11 protein-coding genes are annotated in these 5,951 nt (G+C 40.0%); 8 read left to right on the top strand and 3 right to left on the bottom strand.

Annotated elements, in window-relative coordinates; genetic code table 11:
* From B3Q46_RS06540 to B3Q46_RS06530, 3 genes are all read right to left on the bottom strand, one after another.
* Complete coding sequence (locus B3Q46_RS06540; RefSeq protein WP_286714009.1) at positions 1 to 192, bottom strand: hypothetical protein; 192 nt, start codon at positions 190 to 192, stop codon at positions 1 to 3.
* Between the two features lie 98 nt (positions 193 to 290).
* Positions 291 to 593 carry a hypothetical protein gene (locus B3Q46_RS06535; protein WP_005104443.1) on the bottom strand — a complete coding sequence of 101 codons (303 nt, stop codon included), beginning with the start codon at positions 591 to 593 and terminating at the stop codon, positions 291 to 293.
* Between the two features lie 74 nt (positions 594 to 667).
* Complete coding sequence (locus B3Q46_RS06530) at positions 668 to 1,366, bottom strand: LexA family protein (protein WP_005104441.1); 699 nt, start codon at positions 1,364 to 1,366, stop codon at positions 668 to 670.
* A 116-nt stretch (positions 1,367 to 1,482) separates the two neighbouring features.
* On the opposite strand from B3Q46_RS06530, the gene B3Q46_RS06525 reads away from it, so the two are divergent.
* The 8 genes from B3Q46_RS06525 to B3Q46_RS06490 all read left to right on the top strand — a co-directional run bounded on the left by B3Q46_RS06525 (position 1,483) and on the right by B3Q46_RS06490 (position 5,714).
* Positions 1,483 to 1,731, top strand: coding sequence for a hypothetical protein (locus tag B3Q46_RS06525; RefSeq protein WP_005104440.1), 249 nt, complete (start codon positions 1,483 to 1,485; stop codon positions 1,729 to 1,731).
* A gap of 58 nt (positions 1,732 to 1,789) precedes the next feature.
* Positions 1,790 to 2,278, top strand: coding sequence for a phage regulatory CII family protein (locus B3Q46_RS06520; RefSeq protein ID WP_005104438.1), 489 nt, complete (start codon positions 1,790 to 1,792; stop codon positions 2,276 to 2,278).
* A 43-nt stretch (positions 2,279 to 2,321) separates the two neighbouring features.
* Complete coding sequence (locus tag B3Q46_RS06515; protein ID WP_286714008.1) at positions 2,322 to 3,233, top strand: replication protein; 912 nt, start codon at positions 2,322 to 2,324, stop codon at positions 3,231 to 3,233.
* Positions 3,230 to 3,973 carry an ATP-binding protein gene (locus tag B3Q46_RS06510; RefSeq protein ID WP_286714007.1) on the top strand — a complete coding sequence of 248 codons (744 nt, stop codon included), beginning with the start codon at positions 3,230 to 3,232 and terminating at the stop codon, positions 3,971 to 3,973. Before B3Q46_RS06515 ends, B3Q46_RS06510 begins: the two co-directional genes overlap by 4 nt.
* Positions 3,970 to 4,287, top strand: coding sequence for a hypothetical protein (locus B3Q46_RS06505; protein WP_004730172.1), 318 nt, complete (start codon positions 3,970 to 3,972; stop codon positions 4,285 to 4,287). Before B3Q46_RS06510 ends, B3Q46_RS06505 begins: the two co-directional genes overlap by 4 nt.
* A gap of 70 nt (positions 4,288 to 4,357) precedes the next feature.
* Positions 4,358 to 4,768, top strand: a complete 411-nt coding sequence (locus B3Q46_RS06500) for a DUF559 domain-containing protein (RefSeq protein ID WP_286714006.1) — start codon at positions 4,358 to 4,360, stop codon at positions 4,766 to 4,768.
* Complete coding sequence (locus B3Q46_RS06495) at positions 4,765 to 5,316, top strand: hypothetical protein (RefSeq protein WP_004279603.1); 552 nt, start codon at positions 4,765 to 4,767, stop codon at positions 5,314 to 5,316. Before B3Q46_RS06500 ends, B3Q46_RS06495 begins: the two co-directional genes overlap by 4 nt.
* Positions 5,317 to 5,474: 158 nt before the next feature.
* Positions 5,475 to 5,714 (top strand): hypothetical protein, encoded by a 240-nt coding sequence (locus tag B3Q46_RS06490; RefSeq protein WP_004279605.1) that lies wholly within the window; start codon positions 5,475 to 5,477, stop codon positions 5,712 to 5,714.
* The last annotated feature ends 237 nt before the right edge of the window (positions 5,715 to 5,951 follow it).

Here is a 5,951-nt window from a genome sequence, read left to right as displayed (position 1 = left end):
CTATTTCAGGACAAGACAAATTTCAGTTTTATAAAATTTATCTTTATCAGTTGAATCCATAAATTTAGCAAAAGTAGTAGATTCAAGAAGACGATAAAGAAATCTTTCACCCGTCTGAAGTACTACAGTCAACAAGTGGTGCTGGTAAAACACATGACTGATCTTCGGTGAATTTATTTCAATCTTTTGCATTATATTTATTAGCTATTTCCTCGGTTTTAATCAGCTTTTTTATCAGCCCTCTTTTGGCCAATTTTCCTTCTTCAGCCAACAAAAATTGATTGGGCTATTTATATATCTGAATACTTTTCTAAAAATTCATCTATCCATCCTTGGGCCACTTCAAGATTGGTTATGTCAGTCAGCTTTAGATTCGTCTCTTCTGCTTCGTTAAAGCCTTCAATAATAACTTCAAAGATATTTGCCTCACTAATGACCTCACGTGCTATTTCAGCAGCGTCATAGCTTTGCTTGGCCTTCTTAAGCGAAGCTATTTGCTTATCAATCCCTTCACCGATTTTACCTAATGCCAACTTAAACTCTTGACGATTAATTGTTAGCGCAGTTTTGGATTTATTAAGTGTTGCGATCATTGTGCTTTCCTCTTCAAGAGTTTTTCTTTATTGGGTGCTTCTTTGTTACAAGCCGCATGTAGCTGCTTTTATTCTTAATTTTTTCTTACTCTTGGTTTGGCGTGATAAACATATCTTACACAGTCAACCACCTGTCCAATAAATTGACATTCTTCATCAAATTCAATTATGTTTGGCTTGAAATCTGGGTTTAATGCTTGAAGATATCTCTTGCCATTTGTTTCGATCACTAACTTTTTAAAAGTAGCATCCTCACCACGACGAACCACAATAATGTCACCCGATTGCATATCCCCATAGTAAGCATCAGGGTTCACAACAATGTAGTCACCTTCAATAAAATCAGGGAAATTGCTTATGCCTTGAACCCTGAGAAAGAAGCAGTTTGAACATTCATCTTCTGGAAGGGGAAGCCATTGAGAAACTTCACTCATATCAACTGCAGCGACATTAGTGAATGTACCAGCTTGAACCCAAGATAATACGGGAGCCATACGCGCTCTAACACGCGGAACATTCGCTAAGGTTTCTTCACCAAAAATATTCTTGATCTGCTCTTTATCTAATAGTCCAGGCTCCCAGCCTACCTTTTTCTCAAGGTTTCGAGCTGCGCGCTCGCCAAAACTCCCATGTCCTTTTACAAGTTGAGATATATGGCTAGGGTTCAGATCGTAGTGCTCGCAAAAAGCAGCATCTGAAGTAAACCCTTCTGATTTATTTTTAGCATCAATTGCTCGGCGTAAATTAGCGCGTCGTAAAGAAATAATGTCCATAGTTCTATTTCATCTAGTTTTTAGTAAAAAGTAAATTCGTAAACACTAAATCTCTGTTGACTTGCTTAGTAAATAAAATTAGTATTTACTAAATATTACTATTGGGAGATTTAGACATGTCTTCTGCAAACACAACCGAACTAAAAGCCTTCCTAGCCAATCTTTCGTCAACTGATCGAGAAGTATTTGCAAAACGCTGCCAAACATCACTGGGCTATTTAAACCAGATCATGTATGGCAACAGTAAATGCAGTGCTTCTTTAGCTATCAAAATTGATAAAGAGAGCTATGGCGCAGTTAGCTGTGATCTGCTTTGTCCGGACGCAGATTTTGATTACATCCGCAACCAAGCACTCTCTGCTTAAACTAATTATCACCAAATAAGCATTTGAAATAAATGTGAATATATAAAGGGATTCACACATGGAATTCAGTAAAGAAGCACAGAGTGCGATGTACAAGATGGTTCACCAAACACCAGGTATTGATCCGAAGCAGATCGCTGATGTTCTGGGCGACTCCCATAAGACTGTGTTGAATTATGCAAATCCCAATATGGACTACCTACCAAGCCTAAAGAAGTTCGAAATGATGCTTTCTTTCACTGGCAATCCGGTTGTTTTACGTGCATGGGCGCATCAGTTGGGATTGGCTCTGATTCCTACTGGCTGTGACGGCAGTAAGCATCACGAGCTATCAGTAATTGAAGCAATGATGCAGGGGAATATCTGTAATGGGCAGGCGAATCAGAAGGTATATGAGGCCTATGAAGATGGCGTAATCACACCGCAGGAATATGAAGAAATCCACGCAATTTTTCAACGTATTATCGAGTTTGCTACAGCAGCAGATCAGGCAGCCTTTAAGCAAATGAAGCGCTACACATCAAACGCACAAAATGAAAAAGCCTGACGTGGAAGGTCAGGCTTTTGTATTCAGAACACTGGAGTAATGAATGAAATCAAATTTAGCACATGAACCACCAATACCTCAAGGGCAAGTAGTTCATTTTCCAAAAAATGAGCGCAAAGCTATGTCGAATAAAGAAGAGCGCTACACCAAGATGCCAAATGGTTTAATTGACGGTCAGATCATGGCTCAGTTAAACGATAAGGCATTTAAGTGTTTAATGTTTGTCATGCGTCAAACCATTGGATTTGACCGCGCATCTCACCCAATTGCTATCACTCAATTTCAAAAATATTGCGGTATCAAAAAACGCGATACGGTTATGTCATGTATTCGTGATCTGGAAGAGCTTGGCTTAATCAAAGTTGAAAGAACAACAGGCTGTTTGAATGAATATTTATTCACTCCTGACCAGTACCGCGAAAAGGGACTAGTACCAAATGAGGGTAGTACCCTTAAAGGTGATGGGACTAGTACCACCAAACGGGACGGGACTAGTACCGTGAAAGGTGACGGGACCAGTACCGTTGAACGGGGCACTATTAAAGAAACACTTAAAGAAACACTTAAAGAAACATTTAAAGAAAACTTTAAAGAGAGAAACGCACAGGAAAATTCGGTTGATCAGGTTCTAAATCTCTGGACACCAGATTTACATTCTCTGAATTCTTGGTTACAGCGATCAGGTGAAACCCCGATGACCCAAGAACTGGTGAATCAGATTTTACTTGAAGTGAATGCCCATTACGAACCACGTTTGAACGCAGGCTTGATCACAGATACCCAGATGTATTCAAACTTCGTGAAGTGGATCAAACGTAAATATACTCAAAAAACGTATCAATCTTCTGAAAAACAAAATTCTAATCTGGATGTGAATACAGCTTGGGCAGACCAAGCATCGCAACATCACGCACCAGTGAATTCACCAGTCCATATCCCGGAGGACTTTGTATGAACGCAATGTCGATGCTAACTCAGGGATTAAAACAAACACAAGCGATCTGCTCGAAACATAAAACCGCCATGGTACAAGCAGGCCCTTTTCAGAAGTGCCCACAATGCGCCGTTGAGTTTCTGGAAGAGCAAAAGCGCAATGCACAGGCTGAAATTGATCGTACCGTACGTGAAAAACACTTTGCTGGTGCAATGCTCCCAGAACGCCATGCTGAGTCAGGATTTAAGAATTATATCGTTCAGCATGCTGGTCAACAGAACGCACTGAATCAAGTTGTTTCATTCGCGAAGAACATGATCCATGGCCATAAAAACAACTTTGTGATGGTGGGGCCTACTGGTACAGGAAAAACTCATCTCAGCTGTGCAACGGCTCGGACATTGCTCAACAAGGGAAAGTATGCACGCTACATCACCAGCGAAGATCTGGCACAGCGAATCATGAACGCATGGGAGCAGCCGGACGCTACAGAAAAATCTGTGATTTATGATTTCAGCCAGTACGACCTGTTGATCCTGGATGAATATGGATTGCATGACCGTGATAAACGCCGTGAGCTAGTTCACAAAGTTTTATATGCACGCTATGACCGGATGAAGCCGACCATGCTGATTTCTAATCTGACATTAGCTGAGCTGCAGAAAGACTTGGGTGATCGTCTTTGGTCTCGTTTTCAACAGGGTGGATTAACCGTAGTTGAATGCAATTGGACAGATCAGCGTGTAGGGGGTGGGGTGTGAATACAACAATTGAAGAATTTTTGAAAAATGGTGGCGAGATTAAGCAAATTGATTCTGATGATCAGTCAAAAATCCATAGGAAAGTTAGCTTTGAAGATCAGATAAGTTTGATGCTTTTTGCTTGTTATGCCACTACGCCATTTTCAGTGAAGGACGTGCAAGAAGCTGTTTTTGATTTCCATAGAACCACTATTTACAGCCTGCTTCAGGAGCATGTCAAAGGTGGTTATTTGGAGCGTGTATCAGAGAGTCATTACCGTGCAACTGCATATGCCAAAGACATTATGAATGTAAAGGGTGAAATTGCCGTATGAAGGATCTAAACAAAGCGCTGATGTTTATTTTCATGGCTATTGGCGCCGTTGTATTGAGGGTTTGGGGTGAATGACCAGCTACTCAATTGCTGAATATAAAAAAATGGTTAAAGCCACCAAACCTAAAGGGCGTTCCAAGCGCCCTAAGGTCAAAGGCGAAAAAATACCAAATGAGTTTGAAGCGAAACTGGCCGGAGAACTCAAAACTTTAAAAATTGAGTTTGAGCAGGAATTTGAGTTTCACCCAAAGCGGAAATGGAGAGCTGATTTCCACCTGGCAGGAAAAAAGATACTGGTTGAAGTTGAAGGTGGGATCTGGAGTGGAGGAAGGCATACCAGAAGTAAGGGGTATATCGGGGACATGGAAAAATATAACGCAGCAACCATGATGGGTTATCAGGTAATACGGTTTAGTACGGATCAAGTGAAGTCAGGTCACGCGATCCAGCAAATTGAGAAGATGGTAGGGGATTTGGGATGAATGCGACGGTAGCTGAAAAGATGACAAATATTGAATGGTTGGGGCAGCAGTTAAGAGCCAAAACAGCAAATTATGAAGCAGATACACCACCAACAAATGAAATCCCTGTCAATTGGGAAGATCGTTGTGGCGCAATTGCTTTAATGCCAAATGATGAAACCAAGGCTTATGCGTCAATTTTGGTATGGGGTGATTATCGAGACAATACGGATAATTATTCCGTGGTCACAAAATACATCTCAGATTACTTATGGCGTATGGTGCAAGAGGAAATGGATAAGCAGCGTGAAAGTTTTGATATGCCGCAATTCTGCAAACACATTGCACGTATGGAGCTGTTTTATTCATTGCGTCCAAAGTTGCGTGAATACCATACATTGAAAGGCCGCTTAGTATTTTCAGGAATTGATTATATTGAACCAAATACTTATTCAAAACGCTATGCATGGCTAGGTAATGCAGTTGAGCTTTTGCTCAAAGAGTTGAATGATGAGGTAGAGCATTATGCAGGCCAGTACCGAAAAAATTTAAGAAAATTGAGTGTTTGACATCCTATATGGATGTAAGGTATTCTTTTTCTATACTGGTCGTATTACGGTTCAACCGAGACCAAGGCATTAAAGCTCATCGAAAGGTGGGCTTTTTTGACATTATTTATTCATAAAATTAAGTGATAATGCCTTTTTGTTTTTGAGCTCTAATTGAAATGGCGATTTTAACTGTTAAAAAACTAGAAGATACTCTCGGTAAATTAGTGGCTGAAGGCAAAAAGCCTGAAAAGATTTTATTAGGCTATAAAGTGTATGGCGAGCTAATGAATGATCGTAGCTTTTTTGAGGAAGTGGCTGGCTCGGCAATGGATCCAAACAAACGAAAATATAAAAATATTAAAATTAAGGTTACCCAAGACGAATATCAGTTTGAAGTGAAGTGTTCAAAAGAATAGGTTTAAGCATCAAGGAAAGCTCTCCAAATGGTGGGCTTTTTTAATGCTTAGAATTTATTACCTGAAAAGAAAATTAACTTAAGTTCAACATTTGAAAACAGTTTCTTAATATTCTCTATACTTTCTGATCAAAGCCTTAGTGCTATATTGTTTTTGCGATAAGAAGAAGACGTAATACGAAGAAAGTGACTACAGCACTGGCCCACTTATTTTGACGAGTAAGTGGGCTTTTTATTG

Source organism: Acinetobacter sp. UBA2581 (assembly GCF_002339435.1).
In the GTDB taxonomy this organism is placed as follows: Bacteria; Pseudomonadota; Gammaproteobacteria; order Pseudomonadales; family Moraxellaceae; genus Acinetobacter; species Acinetobacter variabilis.
Note: the sequence above shows the minus strand (reverse complement) of the source record. Positions and strands in the feature narration are given on the sequence as shown.